The following is a 542-nucleotide window of genomic DNA, read 5'->3' as shown; positions in this document are numbered from 1 at the left end:
GGACCGAGCGCAGCCACAGCGTGTAGCGCTCCCAGGCCGTCCACTCCCGCACCCGCCGGTCCGTCAGCGCCACGCGGCGCGGGCCGAGGCGGTGCGCCTCCACCGTCCGCCCGGCGTCCACGGTCTCGGCGAGCGCGGCGGCCACCGCCGCGTACCCGGCCGCCTCCGAGCGGTACGCGCCCGGCGCCCGGCGGAAGTACCAGCGGCATCCGGCCACCAGCAGCGGCACGGCGACCTGCACCGCCGGCGCCAGTTCCGGCGCGGTGACGTCCAGGCCGCCGAGCAGCAGGGCCGCCCACACCACGCCGATCGCCAGCTGGGGCACGGCCTCGCGCATGGCGTTGCCGAGCCGGTCGATGTCGGTCGTGATCCGCGAGAGCAGGTCGCCGGTGCCGGCCCGTTCCAGCACGCCCGGCGGCAGTCCGACGGACCGCACCAGGAAGTCCTCGCGCAGGTCGGCGCGCATCCGTTCGCCGAGCATCGCCCCGCGCAGCCGCACCTGCCGGCCGAACCCGGCGTGGACCACCAGGGCGGCCCCGAAC

1 protein-coding gene is annotated in these 542 nt (G+C 77.9%); it reads right to left on the bottom strand.

Annotated elements, in window-relative coordinates; translation table 11 throughout:
• On the bottom strand, positions 1-542 hold a 542-nt coding region (locus tag LPA54_RS36120), incomplete at both ends, for an ABC transporter transmembrane domain-containing protein (protein WP_267487977.1).

This window comes from Streptomyces sp. DH12 (assembly GCF_020873895.1).
Lineage (GTDB): Bacteria > Actinomycetota > Actinomycetes > Streptomycetales > Streptomycetaceae > Streptomyces.
Note: the sequence above shows the minus strand (reverse complement) of the source record. Positions and strands in the feature narration are given on the sequence as shown.